We start from the raw sequence: 24,116 nt of genomic DNA, 5'->3' as shown, positions 1-24,116 counted from the left end.
GTTTAGCTTGGAACTGAAATTCAATTTGCTTCGTATATTCAATCAGTAAAGATCTGATTTTGTTTAGAAAATAAATTGGAGTATTATTGACAAGGGTGTGACTTTATGTAATGAAGTACCGTCAAAGAAATAGATTTTTTAGACTGATAGATGAAATTTTTTGAAGCAGTTTAAAATAAATTGGCTAAGCAAGTTTTAAAGTGAATTTTTTTATTGAAAAACAGCTTTGTTATTTAAAATAGAAAAAATGATTTAACCTGGATGGTAGTTTAATTTAAAACTCTGCAATTCAGGTGAATATAAAGATAAGAAAAGGTTAAGGGTTTAGGAATAGTCAGTATAAAGCCGTCTTTATGAGATGGCTTTATCTTTTTAAAGGCTCTGCCCAAACTTCGACACGCCGGTTTAATTTTCTCAATTCTTCCGATTGATTTTTTTGGTTGGGTCTGGTTGATCCATAACCTACACCTTGAATGCGCTCATTGGCAATTCCTTTTTCCAATAAATAATTTTTAACAACCTGCACGCGCTGATTCGAAAGCAAAAGATTTTTATCAAAATCTCCAATGTTATCTGTGTGGCCTTTCAACATGATTTTAAGATCATTCCTTTTCTGAAAATAGGAGATCATCGAATCGAGTTGCATTTTTGCCTGGTTTTCAAGTGTTTCTGTACTTTGTGTAAATAATAAAGTTGCCAGAGGCGAGTCAAAAATTTCCGGGCTAAGGCCAATCAACGATTTAACTTCTGTTGCCCTGCTTGTAGTTCTTACCGGAATATTCTTTGTTTGGTAACCCTGGGCTTGTACTGAAATTTGGTATGATTCATGCGGTTTCAGTTGGAAGGCATATGCTCCATTATGAACTTTGCTTTGTGCAACCAGTGAATCATTATTTGTTTTACGAACAGAAACATCCGCATTTTCGATGGCAGCAAGATTTTTTCCTTCAAAAACTTTCCCGGTAACCTGTACAAGATTTGATTTTATAACGGGAGTTTCTTTTTCAACCGGCTTAGTCTCTTCTTTTACAGCTTCAATTTCAGCGATGACTTCTTTTGGTGACCTGCTGATTGTCTGGAAACTTCTGCGAATAAAGACCGGCGTCATAACACGGTCATAAACCCGGATTAAAGCCACAGAACCGGCACTTGCTTCATGATTTGCAACAAGATCATCCTGAAAGAAATTCAAGACCTGTTCATTGTCTAAAACGCCTTCGGTGCCGGGATCTTTAAATTCAACTTTTGAAATTCCATTGACGTACATTTTAATCGCTTTTGTATCAAAGTCGCGCGAATAAACGTAATGGATGTATTGATTGGCTTTTACAGGTGCTTTTTCTCCTATGGCAAAATCGTAAAAATTTAATTTCCCGTCATAGATGTAGCTTCCGTAATCACTCTTGCGGTTTTTGAAATCCAGAACGCGTTTCCAGCTATCCAGTTCGTTTAGTTTGAAATAAATTTCAATCGTGAAAGATTTATTGAGAAATCCGTTGGCTTCTTTATTATCAAATTGTAATCCTGTATTTTTTTCAAATTGATACACGGTCCTGATAATTTCGGGAACGCCTTTTTCACCGCTTCCCGGAACTTTCTCTTTGATTAATTGACCTGATTGCCCGAGTTTATGCAAAAGAGGACCTCCTTTTTCCATAGGAGAGAGGCCATTATTGAAGTCATAAGTCCACTGGGTCTGTGAAAAAGCGGGAACGTAGTAATGACTAAAAAGAAGAATTATTAAAAGCCATTTCGCATTTTTTTTACTAATCATCTTCAAAAATATGAAAAAGAGAGATCGAAGCCGAAATGCTTCTTGTATTTTTGAAACATAATTATGGTTTAAAGTGAAAAATTTCTTGATCGGTCTTGTCTTTTCCATTCTCTGGGCTTCTGCTTCGGTCGCAACCAAGTTTGGTGTTCAGTCTGCTTCTCCTTTAATATTAGCAAACGTTCGTTTTTTTATTGCTGGTATACTGCTGCTCGGTTTTTCTTACGTGTTTAAAAAAAAACCGGTATACCGTCTTCCAAATCGCAGCGAATTTAAGCAGCTTGCTTTGTTCGGATTTATGAATACAACGTTGTATCTCGGCTTATACGTGTGTGCAATGAAGTATACGGCTGCCGGAATCGGAAGTCTTGCGGTTTCGACAAATCCACTGATCATTGTTTTATTATCTGGCTGGTGGCTTTCCAGAAAACCTGAAAAAGCGGAATGGATAGGCATTATGTTGGGCATGACTGGCGTAGCAATTGCAACCTATCCCTTATTGAAAAATAGCTTCACCACGGTAACCGGGATTTCTTTACTTTTTATTAGTATGATTGCCGTTTCAGCCGCAAGTGTGTACTATGCAAGTGTTAAATGGGAATTGCCTAATTTGCTCATTAATGGCTGGCAAGTGATGCTGGGAGGCCTGTTTTTATTGCCTTTCACCATTACTTTTAGTGATTTTAGCGCAACCAATTGGGATCTGACATTTTGGAGCGCTGTTTTATGGCTAAGCCTGGCCGTGTCCGTAGTAGGTTTGATATGCTGGTTTTATCTGCTTAGGCTTGATACGGTTCGTGCCTCTTTATGGCTTTTTTTATGCCCCCTTTTCGGATTTTTCTTTGCCTGGTGGTTGATGGACGAGCCTGTTACCATTTATACGGTTATTGGAACGGTCCTCGTAATTGCGGGATTGTATGCCGGGCAAAGATCAAAATTACAAAGTATAGTAAAATAGTCATTCATTGACCCGGAAGACAATAAATGACTATTTTAAAATCAGATTAAACCTGATTATTCAGTTTCAATTTCACCTTTCAGATAAAGACGAGCCTGGCCGCCAATATTGACACGCTCGCCATCTAGGTCGCATTTTAAAAAGCCACCACGTTTTGAAAGCTGTTTTGCTGTAAGATCCGTTTTTGAGAGTTTTTCAGCCCAATAAGGAATCAGGGTTGTATGTGCAGAACCTGTTACGGGATCTTCGTCAACACCGGATTGCGGTGCAAAAAACCTTGAGACAAAATCAACATCATCCCCTGGTGCTGTAACTATAATACCACGTGCAGGAATTGTAGAAAGGACGATAATGTCAAAATCCAGATCACGTACTTCCGCTTCGGTATCAAGTACGACCATATAATCCGTTTTTCCTTTATATACCTCCAAAATTGAAGTATCTTTTAGCCCTTCCATCAGGGCAGGTGGCGGAACGGCAATATGATAAGGATCAATCGGAAAGTTCAATGTGAGCCAGTTATCTTTACAATGAACCGTTAATTCGCCGCTAAGCGATTCGAATTTGATAAGGTCTCCTTCGTGACCCTGAATATTAAAGATCACATAACCTGCCGCCAGCGTGGCGTGGCCGCAAAGCTCAACTTCAAGCAACGGCGTAAACCAGCGAATGTGGAAGCCATTTTCTTTGGGAACGTAAAATGCAGTTTCAGCCAGATTATTCTCCGCTGCAATACTTTGAAGCGTTTCATCAGGAAGCCAGTTTTCCAGAGGTACTACCGCAGCTGGATTTCCAGAGAAAAGCTGATCCGTAAATGCGTCTATTTGGTATATATTCAGTTTCATGAAATTAGGATCGAGGTGTTAATTTATTCCAAGGTATTAATTTTTTTTTCGATTAAACGTAGTCGGGTATGGAATTTTTCAAGATTAATATTAAAATCAGATAAATGATGCCCTGATTCTGTTTGATATTTATTTACCCAGAATTTCTTTAAAACCTTCTTTTCCTGCCGGTAGTCTTTTGAGGTTTTTAATTAGTGTCACAGCGCGCTCAATTCGAAGCTGGCTATTTTTAACTCCTGTAATATGACGAATAATAAAACGTCGCTTTCCGGCTACCAGCATATTGAAACGTCTGTTTCCTTCTTCATCCTGATCAAGTAATTCCTTCAGCTCTTCGGGAACTTCCAGGCCATATTCGCTGTCATCGATTTCCAAAGCTACCGTAAATGGCGCACCTTCCTTTGCTTTTAGTTGTTTGATCCGCTGGGCATTAATGCTTATATAAGCATCGCCGTTACCTAAAGCTACCAAACCACATTGCCACTTTATTTTTTCGTCAACCGTACACCAGAGGCGAATAGAAAAGGAGTTGCCAAGCTTCTCTACAATTTCATGGGGAACGAGTAAATACCTTGTTCCGGCAAGGTGTTCAAGTTGGTGAATTTTGGATTTGAAAAGGACAGGCATATTTTATCTTCTTCTGTTTTTCATACGCAAATAAACGCCATTAGTCCAGCCAAAACCTTCCTGTACATCGTATTCACCTCCGCCAGCTTCAAGGTTGGTATCAGATACGTTGTACTTTTCCATCATTTTGCCAGTACGCTTAAATTCTTTTTCATTCAAAGAAAGCCATTCGTCACTCAATTCATTGGCAGTTTTGTGAAAATTATAATTCCGCAGGCCTTTGTACGTAATCCATTGCAAAGGCGCCCAGCCATTTGGCGCATCCCATTGTTGTCCGCTTTTTAATTTTGTAGTTAGCAAACCACCTGAACGCATAAAATTTAGCCGAATGTACGCCCTTACATAATGTGACTGCTGTTTTCGTGCCAATTTAAAAAACAATGGAAAAGATCCTGCCAGCGTAATTGCTTTTGACTGCTCTTTTTTTGCGAAATTGTAATCCATGTAATAATTCAGATTACTGTCCCAAAAATAGGTATTAATAGCCTCACATCTTTTTTTTGCCTTCAATTCAAAATCCTGGGACGATTCAAATTCTTCGTTTAACAAATATGCTTCGGCCAATGTTTTTTCCAAATGGTGCATAAGGCAATTCAGATCAACCGGAAGTATATCTGTCGTTTGAATAGTAGAAAAATCGCTCTCATCTGCGAACCATCTGCTGCTAAAATCCCAGCCAGATTCTGCTGCTGCGCGCAAATGACGATAAATGGATTCTTTGGATACGTTATGTTTTTCAAAAGCTTCCTCGGCCAGTTCCACGTCTTCACGGAAAGCTTCAGGTCTTGGCGTGGCTTTATCATCCCAATATCTGTTCAGTAAGGCGCCATCGGGAAAACGGACTACACGACGATTACAATTAAAGTCACCACTTTCGCAATTTCCCTCATCCATCCAGTAATCGTACTCCTTCTTCATTTGGGGTAAATACTTTTTCAATATCTTTTTCCCCTCCATTTCGCTGTACAACCTTACCATCAAGGAAAAGAAAGGAGGCTGCGACCTGCTCAGATAATAAGTCCTGTTTCCTGTAGGTATGTGCCCGAAAGTGTTAATAAGATAAGCGAAATTGTTGATCATGTTTTCGATCAGATCAACCCTTCCGCATTCTTTTAAACCCAACATCGTAAAATAACTGTCCCAATAATAGATCTCCCGAAAGCGTCCTCCCGGCACAACGTAGGGTAGAGGCAAAGGAATTAATGAGCCTCCTCGTTCCTGATCTTCCGGTTGTCGGGTAAGATAAGGCCATAATTTACGGATATGTTCCTCAGTTGTGAGGTCAGGATCCGGAATAAAATCAACTTTCATTTCTTTTGGAATCCGGAAATGAAGATTTACAAACGCAACCAGATTGAACTCCGGATCATTTTTTTGCTGATAGTATCTTTCAATAATTAGTACCGGATCTTCTGTTGGAATACAGTCGGCAAAGGTTTTGGAGTCATTAAAAATATGACCATTTTGAACATCGTTAAATAGCGAGCCAAACAACTCTTCCGGAGATGTCAGTGATTGACCAAACGTAACTGAGGGTGCAACAAATCCGAACAAATCCTGAATAATTAAAAGTTCACAGTTTATTTATAGTATCGGGGCCAATTGAGCAAAACAAATTATTTCACTTCGGTAAAGTTCAATTTAGGTAATTTCATAGCGTTTTCTATGAGTTTTATTTCAATGTTGATGATAGCGGCTTCTGATTTTACATCCACTTTTTCCGCATCATCAGAAGGTTTATGATAATCATCATGACCACCGGTGTGAAAAAACAGAACCGGAATTTGTTTTGCATAAAACGATCCGTGATCTGATCCACCACTTCCGGCAGCATCCGTGAAAAACTTAACGTTACCTTTCACGTTCTCAAAAATCCCTGTCCACTGCGAACTGGTTCCAACGCCGCCAATTCCAACACCCCGATCTGGGTTATAACGCCCGATCATGTCCATATTACACATGAAATTGATTTTATTCAACGGCAGTGTCGGATTGTTTACAAAATGTTTTGATCCCAGAAGTCCCAGTTCCTCAGCACCAAACGCGATGAAGAGAAAATTGTAAGGCTCTGTAACATTGTTACCTGAAAAATAACGTGCCAGTTCGATCAATCCCGCTACTCCGGAAGCGTTATCATCCGCTCCATTATGAATTTTATCTTGGGGATGTTCGTCCTTAGAACTCCCTTGTTTTCCCATTCCCAGGTGATCAAAATGCGCCCCGATAACAATGGTATATTCAGCCCCATTATCCAGAAAACCAATGATATTCTCGGTTTTTCGTAAACTGTCCGGAACTACAACGCGTTTTACTTTTGCGATAAATGATTGTTTGAAACCATCTGTTCCCAAAGGTTTGAGATCATATTTTTTAAATTGTTTGATGACGTATTCCGCAGCTTTGAAGTTTTCCTTACTGCCTGTACCGCGGCCTTTCATTTTGTCAGAGGCTAATGCGTAAACATGTTTTGAAATATTTTCGGGAGAAGGGATGAGGGTTTGAGCAAATGTTTTTAATGTAAATAGTGTAAGAAGGAGTGACAGGGGATATTTCATTGGGTAAATTAATATTCTTTTAAAAGATTAAAACAGAAGAGGAGGCCACTAGACCTCCTCAAAATAATTGCAAAGAAGTATTCTTATTTATTTTTCAAAGCTTCATATACAACGTCCATGATCGCTGTTCTGATATTCAGCTGGGAGATTTTTGGATTTTCTCTTGTTGGATAAACGCGGTTGGAAAGAAAAACATAATTCAGGTTGTTGGATGGATCAGCCCAAACCATAATTCCTGTGAAACCTGTGTGGCCAAAACTCATTGGATGTGCATATTTTGGCGCATTTCCTGAATATTTAAATGTTGGTTTGTCAAATCCAAGTCCACGGCGACTACCCATTTCAGGATATTGATACCGTGTAAATTCAAATAAAGCATCTTTGCTCAACAACTGCTGACCGCCATAATATCCGTTCTGTAAATACATTTGCCAAACTTTCATCACGTCATTTGCATCTCCAAAGAGTCCTGCATGACCGCTCAAACCACCCATCATCGCCGCTGCTTCATCATGAACCTGACCGTGAATTAAAGTCTGACGGAAAAATGTATCTCTTTCCGAAGGAACAATGTCTTCCAGTTTGTAAAAACGTTTAGGATTAAAAGTTAAGGTAGTCGCACCCAGTTTACTGTAGAAGTTATTTTTCAGGTAATCTTCAAAATCAACACCCGTTAAACTTTTGACGATTTTTGGATATAGCAGGAAAGATAAATCGCTATAAACGTATCCTTCATCCTTATTTAGCGGAGAATCCTTAATGCCTTTGTAAAGTTTTTTAATGTAATTTTTACGAATAAAAAGACTATCACCTACTACCGAGGTTGGGTATTTGCCAGATTGTTTGGTACTGAAAAACTTTTTCTTCAAAGTCCCATCAGGGTTTTCAGCTTCCTTCCAGAACATGATATAAGATTTCAAACGTGCACTATGTGTCAAAACCCTGCGCCAGGTAAGATCTGCTTTATTTGATTTTTTAAATTCAGGAAGATAATCTTTCATCGTTGCGTCGAGATCAAACTTTTTCTGATCGTACAAACTCATCAGGGCGAGGGTTGACGCCGTAATTTTTGTTACCGAAGCCAGATCGTACAAATCGGTCAGTTTTACATTGGCAGTTCCTTCATAAGTATGTTTTCCATAGGCTTTTCTAAAAAATACTTTTCCGTCTTTGGCAAGTTGCACCACACATCCCGGGGTTGCCTTTTCTGTAATAGCCAGGTTTGCAATTGAATCAATTTTGAAGGTGATCAATTTTGAATCCAGACCAAGTTCTTCCGGAATTGTATATTTCAAACGTCCCAAAGCCTTCGTTTCAATTCCTGCCAGGTAAGGGAATTGTGTATTAACGGTAACCGGAAGTTTTCCTTTTGCCGGAATCGCACCAAAAATAAGTTGAGCCGATAAATCCTGCGTATAAGGTGTGAGCTGATATGCCATCACCAGTGCTTTGGCATTTTCTGCATTCGGGATTTTATTTAAAACGTAAGGATTACCAAAAATCGAAACAACAGCTTTTTTTGTAGCCATCAATTCCTGTAACATGGAGCTCATTTGATCGGTGAGTCCATAATTTACTTTTGGAGAAATACTTCCCAAATGCACCCCAACCAATAACACATTATAATTTTTTAATTGTGCACGAACCAGCTCCATTTGTGCAGGAGTAGCCTTTGCCGGAATAAAGAAATGATCAACTTTGGTATAAAGATCCAGTGTTTTCTGGAAAACGGTAAGTGTGTCGGCACCAAGTGAAACCGAGGCAATTTTCATCGTATCAATTTCTTGAAGAGGAAGTATGCTTGCATCGTTTTTTAAAATCGTCAGTGCTTTTTCAGTTAGCAAACGATTCGTAAGTTCTGCTGATTTGGGATTAAGATCTTCATATAAATTAGCAAGATCTACCGGTTTATAATGATTCAGGCCAACCCAGGCTTTTGCTTCCAGGACTTTTTTGCAACGAAAATCAATTTCGGCCTGGGTTATTTTTCCTTCGGCAATACTTTTCTTGATTTCAGCAACAGCTTTGGAAACATCTTCTGTAAATTCCAGGATATCCATCCCAGCTTCTATACCCATGGCATCTGCTTTTCCATCAGCAAAATATTTGGTAACGCCTTTCATGTTCATGGCGTCGGAAAAGATCAAACCCTGATATCCTAATTTAAGGCGCAGCAAATCTGTAACGATTGGTTTTGACAAGGTAGATGGTAGATTCGGGGTATTATCCAAAGCCGGAATACTAAGATGGGCGATCATCATACCACTCAAACCATTGTTCATTAAAACCTTGAAAGGATAAAGTTCAAGTGTATCAAGCCTTGTCAGATTATGCGGAATTACGGGCAGATCAAAATGAGAATCTGTGCCGGTATCGCCGTGGCCAGGGAAATGTTTGGCGCTGGTTAACAAGCCATTGTCCTGCATTCCTTTCATATAGGCAAGCGCTTTTTCGGCAACTTTATATTTGTTTTCTCCAAAAGAACGAAAACTGATAACAGGATTGTTGGGATTGTTGTTAATATCAGCAACAGGCGCGAAATTAATGTGCATGCCCAGGCGTTTAGCCTGTTGTGCTACCTGCTTTCCCATCAAGTAAATCAAATCATCATTTCCCTGAATTGCGCCCAAGGTCATTTGATAAGGGTAACGAACTGTACTGTCGATCCGCATAGCCAAACCAAATTCGGCATCCATAGCGACCAAAAGAGGAACTTTGGAAATAGATTGGTAATAATTTGTCAGTTTAGCCTGCGGCACAGGTCCACCCTGAAAAAATACGATTCCACCGATTTTATTTTCCCGGATCAGTTTTTCAATAAAAGCAGGATTACTTGTTTTGGGGTCGATCAATGCCCGTTTTACATCCGAAACTGCGGCAACCATGATCAATTGGGAAATTCGTTCATCGGGTGTTAAGGTAGCAAAAACGGAATCTACCCATTGACGGTTTTTATTTAAAAATTGGGGTGGCGTCGTAGTCTGAGCTTTTGAATTGCTAAAAGCAAACATCGAAAGGTGAAAAACGAAGAAAATTATAGCTTTTTTCATGAAATGGAAAAGAATAGGATCAATTTTCCAAAGTTTGGAAAACAAATGGATTAAAGCAACGCTTGTGATGTATTAGATTGAAAGCCGGAAGTATTGGTTCGGAGCGTAATTAGGAAATTAATAATCCCAGAAGGAGTCCCAAAATGATGAGCAGATATGAGGGAATTTTAGTATAAAAAAGAATTAACAATGTAATTACAACTGTAAGTACAGACTGCCAGTCAACGGTCATAGGCTCGAAAAGTGATATCGCCGCGGCAATTGTAAGTCCGCAGCTTGTAGCGTGAAGACCGTCAAGAGAAGCACGTATTCCGCGGTATTTTTTCAATTGTCCCCAAATCGGATATGCAAAAAAGATAAAAAATGTTCCAGGTAAAAAAATACCGACCGTTGAAACAAAACCACCAATAATTTGTCCGGTTATTCCATAAGACTGCATGGATAAACTTCCAACATAGGTAGCAACAGAAAAAACAGGACCCGGAACTACCTGCGTCAAAGCCATTCCGGAAAGAAATTCCTGATCGGTCAGATAATGCTTAAATTCGACAAACTCATTATATAGAATAGGGATTAAAACTTGTCCTCCGCCAAAAACCATACTTCCGTTACGGTAAAAATTTTCGAAAAGACGAACGGGCAAAGATTTGGTAACCGTACCAATTCCGGCCGCGACGAGCAAAACGGAAATCCAGAAAATCAGCGGGCGCCAGGTAATTTTGATCGGGCCACGTTCCATTTTTTCATGCTGCCGGAAATTTAAAGATGCGGCAACTCCACCGGAAACGATGAGAAGCGGCGTCATATAAGGTGACGGAAATAAATAGGCCAGAATCGTAGAGATGATCAGAAAACTCCATCCCTGCAAATTATGTATCACTTTCCTGGCAATGGCATAGGCTCCGTGCATTAAAAATGCAACGGCCATAGGGCCAACAAAACGGGTAAAGGAAAGTGAGATTTTCTTCTGTTCCAAAAGGTGAACACCGATTGCAGCCAGCGTCATCAGCAACATGGCAGGCAGCGACCAAACGAGTAAACTGAGATAAGCCAAAGGTTGTCCGCCGATTTTTAAACCGATAGCAGTGACCGTTTGTGTGGAACTTGGGCCTGGAAGTATCTGGCAAAGTGCCTGTAATTCAAGCAATTCTTCTTCTGTGATATATCTCCTTTTCTTTACCAGCCTTTCAATCATCATCATAAGATGTACCTGTGGACCTCCAAATGCTGTAAATGACAGCAAAAGGATGTCCAGAAGATAAATGATATAACGAAAACGACGGATGGGGCTACTCAAAGGTATTTCTGATAAAGGGTTCAGGACTTGTAAGTTATCAACTTACGATTGTCCATATTTAAATTCGAATGACGCTCCGAGCAGACTATGATTATTTTTTAAGTCCCAGTTCACGCAAACGTTCGTCCAGAAATTCACCTGCGGTCATGTTTACATATAATTTAGGAAATTCGACACTCACACAGCTTTCCAGGCAAGCCAGGTTCATATCAGCTCTTGGATGCATAAAGAAAGGTATTGAGAAACGTGAAGTACCCATTTTTTCACGCGGCGGATTTACAACCCGGTGTATTGTTGACTTTAATTTGTGATTCGTCAGGCGGTCCAGCATATCACCTACATTCACAACAATCTGATCCGGCAGTGCAGTTATGGCAATCCATTTTCCGTCACGGCGCAAAACTTCAAGTCCTTCGGCACTGGCGCCCATCAATAATGTGATCAGATTAATATCTCCATGTGCAGCGGCGCGAACGGCTCCGTCGGGTACCAGGTCAGGATTTTCAATGGGGAAATAGTGAAGCGCACGAAGAATGCTATCGCCGTTTTTAACTTTATCCTCAAAAAAATCTTCTTCCAGTCTCAGATATACTGCAATGGCTTTTAGCAAAGTTTTACCGGCATTTTCAAAAGTCCGGTATACCTCTGTGGTATATTCTTCAAATTCCGGGAATTCGTCAGGAAAAACGTTATGGGCCATATCACCCACAGGTTCAGGCTGGCCTATGTGATAAAACTCTTTAAGGTCAGCTACCTTGAAACCTTTTGCCGTTTCTTTTCCTTTGCCGATATATCCGCGCTGACCAAACAATTCTGGATGCTCGTATTTCTTCTTTTCTGTTTCTGGTAAGAAGAAAAAACGCTGAACGGCTTCGTAGAGCTTTATTCTTAAAACGTCGCTAAGACCATGATTTTTGATAGCAACAAATCCTATATTGGTAAAGGCAGAGCCTAAGTCTGCTACAAATTTTTCCTTTTTCACGGCATCGCCCGAGGTGTAGTCCGCCAGGTCCAGCGATGGTACTTCGTTTAATAATGCAGGTTCCATAATGCTTTTTTATGCAAAGTATAAAACAATCTCTTGTTCATGCAACTAATTGACACGAACATTCCATCTTATTATACGCAAATAACAAGCAGTTTGTTATTTGCGTATTTTCCGGTTTTTGATAATCTTATACAAGCAACCCGTTAGCTTTCAGAAGTTAATATTACGATTGTTTTGTCAACCATTTAATAGAAAAAATACGCTCAAAATTTAAAGAAATACGATTTTTAAAGAGATACTTCTATATTTGCCCCCGCGTAAAACCCGAATTTGGTGCAGTTTTGTCTTGATTTGGATTGGATATTAACACTTACAACAAAGCAAATGCTCTTTAATTCTTTACACTTTTTACTATTCTTCATTTTTGTCACTACACTATATTACACCATCCCCTGGAAACTGAGATGGGTACTTTTGCTTGCAGCGAGTGCTTATTTTTATGCCTCTTTTATCCCGGTTTATTTAATAATTCTTGGTGTCGTTATTGTCATCGATTACTTTGCAGGGATCTGGATCGAAAATTCAAAAGGTCAGAAACGCCTGCTACTTCTTATTTTGAGTTTAGTCGCCAATGTTGGTTTTCTGGCCTTTTTCAAATATTTCGATTTTCTTAATAACAATATAACGCACGCACTTCAACTAATTGGTCAGAAAAATGAAATACCTCCGCTTAGAGAAATGTTTCCAGCTTTAATTCTTCCGATCGGATTATCATTTCATACTTTTCAGTCCATGAGTTACACCATCGAGGTCTATCGTGGAAATCAAAAAGCTGAATATAATTTTGGAATATACTCATTGTATGTTCTTTTTTATCCCCAGCTCGTGGCTGGGCCGATCGAAAGACCTCAAAATGTCCTTTGGCAGTTTCGGGAAAAATTTGATTACGACTGGGAAAATATAAGAACCGGATTGACACTTATAGCCTGGGGCATGTTCAAAAAAGTGGTAATTGCCGACAGATTGGCTTTGGTAACGGATGCTGCTTATTCGGATGTTTCCCATCAAAGTGCTTCCACGCTTCTAATAGCAACTTTTTTCTATTGTTTTCAAATTTACTGTGACTTTTCAGGGTATTCGGATATTGCCATAGGAACAGCCCGTGTAATGGGTTTTAAGCTGATGACCAATTTTAACGCGCCATATTTCGCCGAATCCATTTCCGAATTCTGGAAACGCTGGCATATTTCACTTTCAACCTGGTTTCGCGATTACGTTTATATACCCTTAGGAGGAAACAGACGGGCAAAAAGCAGAGTTTATTTTAATACTATGATGGTATTTTTATTGAGTGGACTATGGCACGGTGCCGACTGGAAATATATTATATGGGGATGTATTCATGGAATTTATCTGATTCTTGCACAAATTTTTAATACACATACCATTTTCAGAAGGGAGCATGTTGGGAAAGGCGGCCCTGTACCCGTAAGACTTTTTCATATTGTCTGGACCTTTTTACTGGTCGCTTTTGCATGGATATTTTTCAGAGCAAATAGTGTTTCCGAAGCTTTTGAAATAATTAGAAAAATCTTTGATATCTCTGATTATGGCATTCCTGTTATTGACATGAATGCAGGTGAGTTCATTTTTTCTCTGGGATTGCTGCTTCTTCTGATTGTCAAGGATAAATATTTCTCCAGATATATTCCTGAGACCCGGTTGTTCTGGATTTTGTTTCCGTTGATCTGCTTTTGCTGTTATTTGTTTGGTGTTTTCACCAGCAATCAATTTATCTATTTCCAATTTTAAGCCATGGGATATATCAATAAGTTGATCCGATTATCACTGCTTCTTGTTTCAGGAGCTGTATTCTTTGTAAGTCTGTCACCTGCGATGCAACGGAAAATTGCTGCAAAAGGCCTTATTCCGGATCAGTACCGGTTTGGAGATCTTTACAATACTTCAAATTTGTTGAAATTTAAAGAAGTTGATTTTGCGAAAAATACTTCTTTGGTAGAAACAGACAAACCTAAAACAAGGTACAGCAATGTTGATTTGTATACCATTGGCGATAGTTTTACACCGATGGATACCAGTTTTTACGCCGGTGATAAAAATTTCCATATCTGGCTGGGTGTTAATGTTGATACCGTAAAACTGGATACTGCAAAAAAATCTATTTTGGTGGTAGAAGTCATTGAGCGTACAATTCAGGAGCGTTTATTACAGGAATACGAAGGATTGTATATCAAAAAAGGATTCCAGATTAAGGGTGATTCAAACGAAAAAGAAATCGTAAACCCAGACGAGGGAAATTCTTTTTGGTGGGACAAGTTTGGTGATCAGATCAATCAGCGGATAGAATTTCTTTTATTCAATTTTAATCCTTTTTTGAAATTAAAGGAATTAAAATCGGCTATTATGCTGAGCTGGTTTGATCGTACACATACGGGTGCCATTATTTCGCGAAATCATCAGTATCTTTTTTATACCATTGAAGCAGATAAAAAAAGTGTTCTTTCTCCATTTCATGAAGTTACAGAAGCTTCTGTCGATTCTGTTGTAAAACACATTAATACAATCAGAACTTATTACAAAAACCGTGGTTTTGCTGAGGTCTATTTTTGCCTTATCCCCAATAAAGTGACCGTTTGTGAAAATGACAGATTTGAATATAATCATCAGATATCCCGCATAGAAAACAATCCTTTGCTTGAAACTCCAATGATTTCTGTGCAGGCTACCATCAGAAAACATCCTGAATGGTTTCATAAAAGTGATGGCCACTGGAATGTTTCCGGTAAGCGTTACTGGCTCCAAAAAACCAACGAATTGGTAAGAACCTGGAGTGAGAAATAATTTTTTCCTGCACTCTTTTATATGAAGCGAGATCTCAAATGTGCCAATACAGCAAATTTGAATAGATTTCTATTTTATTATAGACTTAGTTACTATCTTCTCGGAAATTTAGGTAGAAAATATACTTGTTTAATGTAGAATATATTCTATTGTATTCTAACATATAGTTTTATATTTGCCTTTATAAATCCCTCCAAAAGACAGCATAACCTGTTCCAATGCATTGAACTGTCACTTACATTTTTAACAAATGTAGTTCAGTTCTGTATTTCCTTAATTTTCAATTTCCCGTTTTTACATGTCAGCGAAAGCTGATTAAAACTTATTGTTTCAATTTTTTTACTTCTCAACTACCACTAATTTGACTATGAAACTTTTACAAAAATTAATTTATGTATGTGCATTTTTTGTACTGGTGGCCGCAACGCCGTACGATAGTTTGCAGACAAATCGGGTTGCAGCTGTGCAGGTGGATTGTGGGGGGCGCAGATGGACCGACGGAGAGCTACTTGGAAAGGATAATGGAGACAGGGTCTGGACGTTAATTGTTGAAAACCGAATTTATATTCGAAAGGAAAATAGCGGAATTTATGCACATGATAACACTGCGGTTTTGTTTTATCTGGATACTGGTTTATTCCCAAATAATACTGCCGGAAACGCTATCGTAAATGGCTGTGTCAATGCAGCAGATCCTAGCACGTTTACCAACGGTTACCTTAAACCCCAAGTAGGAAATGCAATTTCTTGTAATAATAAACTGATCAAAGATTCGCTTTATCTCGGGGTTTATATTGGTGGAGACCGCGTCAAATCTTTTCAGTATGCAAGAGTGCTTAACGGCCGATTAAGAGTAAATCTTCAACGTGAAGGATTTAATATCGGGAATTATGGATCACTTAGCATGAATTTAATTTATCAGACAATTGCATTAGAAAACGGAAGTTCGATGAATCCGAACATGGGATTTACACTAAGTGAGAACGAAGTGAAAAATTGTTTTTGGCCTAGTGAACCACTTTTAGCCACGCCTGTCGTAAATAAACCAACTTGTACATCAGGGCCTACGTTGCAAAACATCACAAATATTACAAAGACTTCGCTGCGTTTCAATTTTGCCGGCACTAGCATTCCAAATGTAGCTTGGAAAATTAAATCTGGTAGTACAGAGATAAGAACCGGGACTACGGGTGCATTATCCAACGCCACTACTGTGGACCTGACGTTCGCCTCGCTTGACATGGGAAATTATACATTGGAAATTGAAGGTGGTGATTGTACATCAAGTGTTACCAGTCTTCCCTTTACAGTTACGGCACCTGCGTGCAACGGGGGGCCAACGATTTCTTCCATTACAAATATCACCGCAAACGGGCTTAACGTAAATTTTGCCGGAACTGGAATTACTACTCTTAATTGGGTGATAAAAAATAGTTTGGGCTCACCATTGGCCAGCGGAAAAACAGGCACTCTGACTTCTAACAATGCAGCCCTTACTTTCAGCAATATTGTAAACGGCACTTATACACTTGAAATTCAAGGTGGTGATTGCAGTTCCTCTGTTAGTTCTCAAAGTTTTGTAATTAATATAGACTGTAATCGTGGACCAGTGGTTACCGAGGTTGCTGCTGTAACAAAATCAAGCCTGAACTTTCTGTTTGACGGTGACGGTGTTTATGTCATTAACTGGAAAATTATGCAGGGTAATACATTAGTTACCCAAAGCAGTGTTAGTCCGCAGAGTAACCGTCCAACGGTAAATTATACCAACCTGCCGGATGGAAATTATCAGCTTCAAATTCAGGGTGGTTCATGTAATTCTGTACCAAGTTCAAGGGCTTTTGCTTTGGGTGTTCCACTTCCTATAGAAGTCTCAAATTTTGTAGCCACTCCTGTATCTAAAGGTATAGACCTTTCCTGGAAAGTGTTGAGTGAGAAAAATGGTGAAGGTTTTGAAATCATTCGTTTTAACGATAGTAAATTGAATGCATCACAAACAATCGGGAAATTGGCGCTGACCGAGCAAAAAATCGGTGACTATCATTTCCTGGATGAAAATCCTGAACCGGGAATTAATTATTACCAATTGAAGCAAATTGATTATGATGGAACATTTGAGAAGAGCAGAATTATTTCAGCAAAATTCGATTTATTATCTGAGGCATTTATTTCCCCAAATCCAGCGGTTGATTTCGTAAATGTACAGTTCACATCAAGAACTTCGGGTAATAGCGGAATAGAATTATATAATATGGCAGGAATTAAATTGTCGACTTCTACCATCAATGTAACATCAGGTCAGAATTCTTACCGGATCAACGTTGGCAAGCTTGGCCAGGGTTATTATTTCGTGAAAGTCTTACATGGCGATCAGAATGCACCGCTTCGCTTTGTTAAAGTCAATTAAATAATATTATAAAAACGAATGCCGTATCAGATCTTACCCTGATACGGCATTCGTTTTTAAATTTTTTGATGAAAGAAGTTGTAAACGGTTAGTTTCAGGAAAAAAGTTTATTCTTTTAATCCTTTAATATAGGCGATCGTCTGAGGAACTTGTTTCATGAAAGATGGACTTTCATCTTCAATAAAATAGTGTTTGATACCTGCTTTTTTTGCAGCTTTTAAAACAGCGGGAATATTGATCTGCCCTGTTCCCAACGCAACGTCATTTTCAACAGGCGTTCCGCCGGTATTATCTCCTTTAACACCTTTTCTTAAATCTTTAAGGTGCATCAGTTTCCATCTGTTCCCGTATTTGTTGAGCAGTGCTACCGGATCCTGGCCCGGGAAAGCGGTCCAAAGCAAATCCATTTCAAAAGAAACATATTCAGGATTTGTGTTTTTTACGATATAGTCAAAAAGTGTTCCGTTTTCGTAAGGCAGAAATTCGTAACCGTGGTTATGATAACAAAGCGTAATACCGTTTTCCTTCAATATTTTTCCTGCTTTGTTAAAGTCGGTAACTGCTTTTTTTGCAGTTTCAATCGTGAAGTTATTTTTTTCATGAGGTATCCACGCCACCATCACAAAGTTTGCTCCAAGGATTTTGGCGTTATCAATAGTTTCCTGTGGGTTGTTTACCAACGATTCATACCCCGCGCCGATCGACGGCATTTTTATATTTCGCTTATCTAGTTGTTTTCTTAATTCTTCGGTAGACATTCCTTTTTGAGGGCCGCCTTCAAGCTCGACGATTCCAAGAGACTGGATCGTATCCAGCGTGGCTTCAATTCCTCTTGGAAAACTTGACCTGAAAGTATAGGCCTGAGCCGCAACAGGTTTGTTATATAATGGTTTCCTGGACTGTGCCACAGCATTAAGCTGTAAAAGGCCCGAAGCCAAAATGAAACCGGAATAGATAGCAATTTTATTCATAGATGACAAAGTATAAAGTTTGGAATAATACCCGACTCTTCAAAAACCTAATATTTTTAGAAGTTAAATCAAAAGATCAGACGTGTAAAAAAATACTGTTAAATGATTTCTATTTGTGTAGGTCGTAGTTATGTATCCGACAATTACTTAATCATTCGAAACCTGTCTCACGTATAGTCTCTTTCGCTATATCGATCGAGATCTACATAGGTGCCGATAGTTTTCTAATTACTTAAAGAAATGTTTTATGTCATTAATCTAATAATTGCTACATTTTAGAGATTTTGTGTATTACTCATATATTTTCAAAATTTCGCAAAAGCTTTGATGTAATGGCCGGATTCTCTACGGAAATTTTATTATTTCTCAGAATTAATAAAAATTTGCAATTTTTTTAATTCTGTTTTAATTGTCTGATATTAATAAAAAATATTCTTTATCAGAGGCATGTGAGTATAATTTATTGCATCTAAGTGATATTTATTGGCATATAATGTATATTTTGACATTTGGCAAATAAAATATTGCGTATTTAATACTTATGGCAAATTATATTCTCTAAAAAAACCTTTTCAAAGAAGCTTGTATTAGTTATTTCTTTATTTAAATTTGGTTTTCAGTGCAGTATTATTTCTACCTAACTAACTAATTTGAATGAAGAAATTTTTACTACTGAGCATCCTATGGGTATGCTCATGCTCATCACTTCTATGGGCTCAAGACAGGCAAGTTACGGGTACAGTAACATCTGCTGACGACGGATCGCCACTGCCTGGTGTTAACATTCTTGTAGGCGGCTCCAATGTGGGAACAACCACAGACACCGACGGGAACTACAAAATTTCCGCTCCATCCAAGGGAAAACTTGTTTTTAGTTTTGTAGGTATGCTTCCTCAGGAAATTCCGCTTTCTAATTCTGCTATCGTGGATGTAAAGCTAGTTTCTGATTCGCGTATGCTTAGTGAAGTGGTTGTAACAGGTAGTGGGGTGGCTACAACAAAGGCGAAACTTGGTATTTCGGTTGAAAGTATTTCAGGTAAAAACCTCCCTCAGACGCCGACCGCATCGATTGATCAGGCATTGATCGGTAAAATTCCGGGTGCTCAGATCTCATCTGTATCAGGTAACCCTGGTGACCCGGTAAACATTGTACTTCGCGGTATCAATACAGTACAAGGCGGTACGAAACCATTGATCATGGTGGATGGAGTTCAAATAGCTTCTACGGATATCAATTCCCTTGATTTAAGTAATGTTGAAAGAATTGAGGTAATTCAGGGTGCAGCTTCTGCTTCTATATATGGAGCGCAGGGTGCAAACGGGGTAATCCAGATTTTCACTAAAAAAGGTAAAAAAGGTGCGCTGGCTGTCAATTTCTCAACCAGTTACTCGGCTAATACTTTTTTGAACACAGGTGATGTTCACAAAGCAAAGCTCCATCCTTATTTGACCGATGCTAACAACAATATTGTTGATGCAAAAGGAAATATCCTTGATTACACGGACATTGGTTCGATTACAGGCATATCGTATACAAATGGCGGTGCTGCACGTCTTGCACTACTAAACCCTTTGAACATAGCTGACAAGGCTTACAATGCCAATTTGAAATATTATGACCATTTCAAACAAGTATTCAAAACAGGTACTACTTTCAATAACAGCCTTAGCCTTTCTGGCGGATCTGACAAAAGTGACTTTGCAATTTCTGCTGCAAATAATCACACGGTGAGCCCGGTAATGAAAAATGGTTCGGTTGACAGAAGTAACCTTACTGTAAACGTAGGAACTGAATTGTTTAAAGGATTTAAAATCAGATCTACTACTCAGTTAGTTTATACTAAAAATGACCTGGTACCGGGTTTAGGTGGTGCAGGTGGAGAAGATTATGGAAAAGGAAATTCTTTGGGAAGCAATGGCGGTGTTTATTCTTTCCTTAACACTTCTCCTTTCTTCGATTTGACAAGAAAAAATGCAGATGGAACATATCCGGGCTATCAAACTGCTGACTTTTTGAGTATTAACGCAGGTAATCCTTATTACCGTCAGGCTTATGCAAGCAGTATTGATAACAAAATTGACATTATCCAGAACTTCGATGCCAATTATAACGTAAACAAGTTTTTGGAACTGAACGCAAAATACGGTATCAACTACCGTACTGAAAATTCAAGATGGACATACAAAAACCAATCTGAAAATGCAAACTCGCAATACTACGACAACTATGTAAGTACTTACGCTCCTGATCTTTTAGGTGAAATTGATGAGTGGTCATACAGCTCAACCTTCCAGAATTTTTTGGCAACGGCTTACATCAGAACAGATTTCGAAAAGGATTTCCATATCAAATTGCCTATTCAGACAAGTACTCAGGTTTCGTTTGATTATCGTAACAAAATGTACAAAGAATACGATACTTACGGATTGGGCCTTTCACTTGCTCCTCCGACCAACTTGTCTGCAACATCTTCTCAGGCGGTTGACAGAGATTACAAAGAACCATTTGTTACTTACGGTTATTTGATTAATCAAAAAGTTGATTTCGGTGATTATGGTGGAATTACAGCAGGTTTCAGAAGTGACTGGTCATCTGCTTTTGGTGGTGGTTCAAAACCATTTACATTCCCTCACTTTGACGGACACATTTTGCCACTTTCATTTATCAAGAATACCAGATTAACGGACATTCTTCCTTATTTCAAATTGAGAGCAGCATACGGTGAAGCGGGTATTCAACCTGGTGCTTTTGACAGATATCCTGTTTTAAGCCAACGTAACCTTGGAAGCCAGCTGATTTATACGATTCCAACAACGGCCAACAATTCAAACTTGCAGGTTGAGGTGTCAAAAGAAACAGAATTTGGTACAGATTTTACCTTCAACGCAATTGAAGGCAGCCCATGGTTGAACAACATCAACGGTTCGTTTACATATTGGAAACGTAAAAGTGCTAACGTAATTTATACAGTTAGTATAGCGCCATCAAACGGTTCAACAGGTCAGTTGACTAACGCAATCGACATGTCGTCAAACGGTGTTCAGTTTTCTTTGAACTTACCGGTTTATAGCTCTAAAACTTTCAAATGGGATTTCACCACCAACTTCGGACATCAGAGATCACAAATTGATGCGGTTGCAGGTGGTGCAGATATCATTCTTACATCAGGTGCAGGAAGTACTTCTCTTGTATTGACAGGTGGTCAGCAAATTGGACAGCTTTATGGCTACAAAGCTTTGACCAGCCTTGATTTCAAAAGAAAAGACGGAACAAGATACATTGAAGCAGCTAATGAAGGTAATTACGAAATATTTGACGGACGTGTAGTTAGAAAAGATAATTACCAAATCCAGTTTACTAATGAAACCTACGCTTTGGCTAACCCGAATCCAAAGTTCAATGCTTCATTTATCAACTCCTTTACTTACAAAAATTTCCTAACATTTGGTTTCCAGTTTGACTGGGTTTACAAAAGCCATCTTTACAATCAGACAAAAGAATGGATGTATCGTGATGGTATCCACGGTGATTTCGAGAAACCTGTTACGATCAATGGAAAAACAGGTGCGTTCTCTTCTTACTATGGTAGCGCATACTACGCTCTCTGGGGTAGCGCAAGTGGCGCAGGTAACAACGCAACAAAAGATTACTTCCTTGAAGATGCATCTTTCATGAGATTGAGAAACGTTTCACTTGGTCTTGACCTTGCCAAACTTTTCAACATTCCTAAGTTGAACAGATGCCAGCTTGTATTTACAGGAAGAAACCTTCTAACGTTTACAAAATACACAGGATATGATCCTGAGGTAAGTTCAGGATCTGTTAACTCATCTTTCGACAGAGGAGTAGATCACAGTACTTTGCCTAATACAAAATCGTATCAGGTTGGGTTGAATATTGGGTTTTAAGAAGTAGCGGGTTATCCGCTCGTGGCGAAAGAAAGTTTTGTCAGCAGAATCGCTGAAACATTACTAAAATTTAAAACGCAGGATTCAGTAGTGGCCGGATTTATTGCTCACTACTATTTGTAAACTTTAAAATTTAAAAAAATGAAAATCAGGAATAAAAATAAATTTGTTCAAACGATTTTTGCAGCAACATTACTTTTAGGGAGTTTTAGCTGCAAAGACAAACTGGATGTTGGAAATCCTAATGCGCCAACAATTGATGCCAACGTAACGACCGAAACCGGTTTGATCTCTCTTGCGCAAGGAGGCGTTTATATCAACGGCTTCTATAACGGAGATAACTGGCTTGGAAACAGCTACTTTTCTTTACCATGGGGATACAGCGAGCTATTGGCTGACAATGTATCAGCGGATGCATCAAACAACCAGGTTGCTACGATTGGTGTGGCCAACTATTTCATCCTGGATGACGGAACGAAAGTAACAAACGGCTCACCCAATATCAGCCTTATCAGAACGTACAATACACGTGCTGCTACCGGTGCTGGTAACAACGCCATTTATTACCAATGGCTGAATATGTATGCGCTTAATAATGCATCTAATACCATACTGAGCCTTGTTGATAAAATTCCTTTTTCAGGTGATGCGGCTTCAAAAATTGCTACGGTTAAAGCGTGGTGCTATTGGTGGAAAGGATATGCTTATGCGTCTATCGGCTCGCAATACTACGCTGGTTTGATCGTGGACGAGGTTGGTGCAACGAATAGTAATTATGTATTACATGATGCAATCCTTGCCAAATCGGACGAGTATTTCAAACTGACAGCAACTACGCTTGACGGTATTTCCAGTCAACCTGATTACGAGGCGGTTCTGGGACAATTGATCCCTGAATTTACTCAGGTAGGAAATGGTGGAATCCCGAGCAAAGATGTTTGGAAGAGAAATATCAATACGATGTTGGCGCGTAATATCGTGGTAAACAAACTTGCTCCGTTTGTAAATGGAAATCCTGATGCAAAAATCGCGAAATCATCTACAACAACGATGACTGCTGCTGACTGGACAAACGTTTTGACCTTGGCAACTGCTGGTATCAAAAAAGGTGATATCGTGTTTACAGGAAGAAGTACTGCAAGTAATAATATGTTTAGTGCTACGGGTGGTACAGCGGCTTCCTTAGCAACGGGTGTAAATACAAGTTCGACTTTTAAAGTTCAGGAACGTTTTATCCAGAATTTTACACCTGGCGACAAAAGGTTTACAAACAATTACAGTACTGCCACTACATACAAAAACAACTTCTCCTATACCACCCGTTACAACCAGATTGATGGTGGTGCAGGTCAGGCAGGAGTATATGTTTATGGTAGTAAAACTGTGGGTGCTTACGAAGTGATCATTGCAGGTAGCTATGAAGAAAACGCACTTATGCTTGCAGAAGCTAATATCCGCTTAGGGAATATCGAAACCGGTCTTGGTTATATTGATGCTGTGAGAACTTACTTCGGTGCAGGTGTTGCTCCTGTTGCAGGAACAGGTTTATCATTGGCCGGTGCACTTACGCAATTGGTTAAAGAAAGAAGAGTTGCTCTGATTTACAAAGGATTATCATTCTACGACAATAGAAGATGGGGCTGGACTTATGACATCACAAATGGTGGTGGAAGCTACGGAAACACAATCGTAACTACGGCTGGTGTTGTGAATACAAAAGCGACTATCAACTACAACTTCCTTGATTACTGGGATGTACCGGCAGATGAATCGGTGCTGAATCCTTCAACAGGAGTGGCTACGGTTAACCCTAATTTCCAATAAGAAGATAAAAAAATGTTCGGTTCAAACTGAGCAGTAAGAAACAGGAAGGTAG

The 24,116-nt window shown here is 39.1% G+C and carries 15 protein-coding genes; 6 read left to right on the top strand and 9 right to left on the bottom strand.

The features are described from left to right. Positions 1-364: 364 nt before the first annotated feature. A complete protein-coding gene (locus tag FZF08_RS17205; RefSeq protein ID WP_159470956.1) occupies positions 365-1,774 on the bottom strand; it encodes an OmpA family protein in 1,410 nt (469 codons plus the stop codon). A gap of 73 nt (positions 1,775-1,847) precedes the next feature. On the opposite strand from FZF08_RS17205, the gene FZF08_RS17200 reads away from it, so the two are divergent. Then, on the top strand, positions 1,848-2,729 hold the full coding sequence (locus FZF08_RS17200) for a DMT family transporter (RefSeq protein WP_159470954.1): 882 nt from the start codon (positions 1,848-1,850) through the stop codon (positions 2,727-2,729). A gap of 56 nt (positions 2,730-2,785) precedes the next feature. Here the strand turns inward: FZF08_RS17200 and FZF08_RS17195 are convergent, their stop codons facing one another. The 7 genes from FZF08_RS17195 to FZF08_RS17165 all read right to left on the bottom strand — a co-directional run bounded on the left by FZF08_RS17195 (position 2,786) and on the right by FZF08_RS17165 (position 12,151). Beyond that, entirely contained in the window at positions 2,786-3,574 is a 789-nt protein-coding gene (locus tag FZF08_RS17195; protein ID WP_159470952.1) for a PhzF family phenazine biosynthesis protein, read from the bottom strand. Between the two features lie 129 nt (positions 3,575-3,703). After that, the gene (locus tag FZF08_RS17190) at positions 3,704-4,201 is read right to left on the bottom strand and encodes a YdeI/OmpD-associated family protein (RefSeq protein ID WP_159470951.1); all 498 of its coding nucleotides are present in this window, start codon (positions 4,199-4,201) and stop codon (positions 3,704-3,706) included. Between the two features lie 3 nt (positions 4,202-4,204). After that, positions 4,205-5,755 (bottom strand): alpha,alpha-trehalase TreA, encoded by a 1,551-nt coding sequence (gene treA / locus FZF08_RS17185; RefSeq protein ID WP_159470949.1) that lies wholly within the window; start codon positions 5,753-5,755, stop codon positions 4,205-4,207. Positions 5,756-5,817: 62 nt separating this feature from the next. Beyond that, positions 5,818-6,756, bottom strand: coding sequence for a M20/M25/M40 family metallo-hydrolase (locus tag FZF08_RS17180; RefSeq protein WP_159470947.1), 939 nt, complete (start codon positions 6,754-6,756; stop codon positions 5,818-5,820). Positions 6,757-6,839: 83 nt separating this feature from the next. Continuing rightward, positions 6,840-9,806: a glycoside hydrolase family 3 N-terminal domain-containing protein gene (locus FZF08_RS17175; protein ID WP_229216576.1), complete on the bottom strand. Its 2,967-nt coding sequence runs from the start codon at positions 9,804-9,806 to the stop codon at positions 6,840-6,842. A 109-nt stretch (positions 9,807-9,915) separates the two neighbouring features. Next, positions 9,916-11,103, bottom strand: coding sequence for a chromate efflux transporter (chrA, locus tag FZF08_RS17170; RefSeq protein ID WP_159470944.1), 1,188 nt, complete (start codon positions 11,101-11,103; stop codon positions 9,916-9,918). A gap of 91 nt (positions 11,104-11,194) precedes the next feature. Then, a complete protein-coding gene (locus FZF08_RS17165) occupies positions 11,195-12,151 on the bottom strand; it encodes an isopenicillin N synthase family oxygenase (protein ID WP_159470942.1) in 957 nt (318 codons plus the stop codon). A gap of 324 nt (positions 12,152-12,475) precedes the next feature. Here FZF08_RS17165 and FZF08_RS17160 point away from each other — a divergent pair, with 324 nt between their 5' ends. The 3 genes from FZF08_RS17160 (at position 12,476) to FZF08_RS17150 (ending at position 17,360) form a co-directional block, all read left to right on the top strand. Further along, on the top strand, positions 12,476-13,903 hold the full coding sequence (locus FZF08_RS17160; protein WP_159470940.1) for an MBOAT family protein: 1,428 nt from the start codon (positions 12,476-12,478) through the stop codon (positions 13,901-13,903). A gap of 3 nt (positions 13,904-13,906) precedes the next feature. Continuing rightward, a complete protein-coding gene (locus FZF08_RS17155; protein WP_159470938.1) occupies positions 13,907-14,953 on the top strand; it encodes a hypothetical protein in 1,047 nt (348 codons plus the stop codon). A 367-nt stretch (positions 14,954-15,320) separates the two neighbouring features. Beyond that, positions 15,321-17,360, top strand: coding sequence for a T9SS type A sorting domain-containing protein (locus tag FZF08_RS17150; protein WP_159470936.1), 2,040 nt, complete (start codon positions 15,321-15,323; stop codon positions 17,358-17,360). A 107-nt stretch (positions 17,361-17,467) separates the two neighbouring features. Here FZF08_RS17150 and FZF08_RS17145 read toward each other — a convergent pair whose 3' ends face one another. Next, on the bottom strand, positions 17,468-18,331 hold the full coding sequence (locus FZF08_RS17145; protein ID WP_159470934.1) for a sugar phosphate isomerase/epimerase: 864 nt from the start codon (positions 18,329-18,331) through the stop codon (positions 17,468-17,470). Between the two features lie 654 nt (positions 18,332-18,985). On the opposite strand from FZF08_RS17145, the gene FZF08_RS17140 reads away from it, so the two are divergent. Both FZF08_RS17140 and FZF08_RS17135 read left to right on the top strand, forming a co-directional pair. After that, complete coding sequence (locus FZF08_RS17140; protein ID WP_159470932.1) at positions 18,986-22,240, top strand: SusC/RagA family TonB-linked outer membrane protein; 3,255 nt, start codon at positions 18,986-18,988, stop codon at positions 22,238-22,240. Positions 22,241-22,381: 141 nt separating this feature from the next. After that, complete coding sequence (locus FZF08_RS17135; protein WP_159470930.1) at positions 22,382-24,064, top strand: RagB/SusD family nutrient uptake outer membrane protein; 1,683 nt, start codon at positions 22,382-22,384, stop codon at positions 24,062-24,064. The last annotated feature ends 52 nt before the right edge of the window (positions 24,065-24,116 follow it).

The organism is Dyadobacter sp. 3J3 (assembly GCF_009801115.1).
In the GTDB taxonomy this organism is placed as follows: domain Bacteria; phylum Bacteroidota; class Bacteroidia; order Cytophagales; family Spirosomataceae; genus Dyadobacter.
This window is presented reverse-complemented; position numbering and strand designations above follow the sequence as displayed.